The 1310-nt window shown below is 47.3% G+C and carries 1 protein-coding gene; it reads left to right on the top strand.

The window, feature by feature from the left end; genetic code table 11:
* Nucleotides 1–1262, top strand: a 1262-nt coding sequence (locus CLOSYM_RS01910) for a phage portal protein (protein WP_021640726.1), incomplete at its 5' end; no start/stop codon positions are given.
* Nucleotides 1263–1310 lie beyond the last annotated feature (48 nt).

Raw genomic sequence — 1310 nt, 5'->3', positions numbered from 1 at the left:
ACACACGCCAAAAGGAGAACGACATGACAGAACTGAACGGAATTGAATATTTGCGGAGAAAATTGACCATGAAAAAATCAAGGGTTCAGCTCCGGTACAAATATTATGAAATGAAAAATAGCTTTGTTGATATGGGAATATCGACTCCGCCAAACTTGAAGAACTGGAAATCCGTTCTCGGCTGGTGCGGGAAAGCGGTAGATTCCCTATCAGATAGGCTTATATTTCGTGAATTTATGGACGACAATTTTGACCTAAACGAAATATTTCAGATGAATAATCCGGACACACTGTTTGATAGTGCGGTACTATCTGCATTGGTGTCATCCTGCTGTTTTATCTACATCAGTGCAGACGAGGACGGATTCCCCCGGTTACAGGTCATCGACGGTGGAAGCGCAACGGGTATTATAGATCCGATTACCGGGCTATTAACAGAAGGGTATGCAGTGCTGGAAGTAGATAAAGACAAAAAGCCAACATTGGAAGCATATTTCGTACCGGGAAGAACAGTTTATTACCGGGCAGGGGGGAAAGAGGTTGAAAGTATACCGAATAGTGCGCCGTATCCGTTACTGGTCCCAATTATTTACCGGCCGGATGCGGTCAGGCCGTTCGGACATTCACGGATAAGCCGGGCCTGTATGGAAATTATGGGGAGCGCGCTTCGAACGATTAAGCGATCGGAGATTGCGGCAGAATTTTACTCCTTCCCACAAAAATACGTGGTGGGATTGTCAAGCGAGGCGGAGCGGATGGAAAAATGGCGGGCAACAATGTCATCCATGCTTCAGTTTGATAAAGACGCAGACGGGGACAGCCCAAAATTGGGGCAGTTTACCCAGCAGAGCATGTCGCCGCATACAGAACAGCTCCGGATGTTTGCTTCGCTGTTTTCAGGGGAAACCGGTTTGACGTTAGACGATTTGGGCTTTGTAACAGATAACCCCAGCAGTGCAGAAGCCATAAAGGCCAGCCATGAGAATCTAAGATTGGCAGCCAGGAAAGCACAGCGGACCTTCGGAAGCGGATTTTTAAATGTCGGATATTTAGCTGCATGCATCCGGGATGATTATCCATACCAGCGGAAACAGTTATATCTTACCCGCGCTGCCTGGGAACCGGTATTTGAACCAGATGCAGCGATGCTAACCAGCATTGGTGATGGTGTGACTAAAATCAACCAGGCTGTCCCGGGTTATTTCGGTCCTGAAAACCTTCGGGGCCTGACAGGGATTGAATACTTAGGGGAGGTGAAGTAGTGGAAGACATAACGCCGGAGCTGCTTTCAAAAATCGAAAAAGCTTTTA

The organism is [Clostridium] symbiosum ATCC 14940, from assembly GCF_000466485.1.
Lineage (GTDB): Bacteria > Bacillota > Clostridia > Lachnospirales > Lachnospiraceae > Otoolea > Otoolea symbiosa.
Note: the sequence above shows the minus strand (reverse complement) of the source record. Positions and strands in the feature narration are given on the sequence as shown.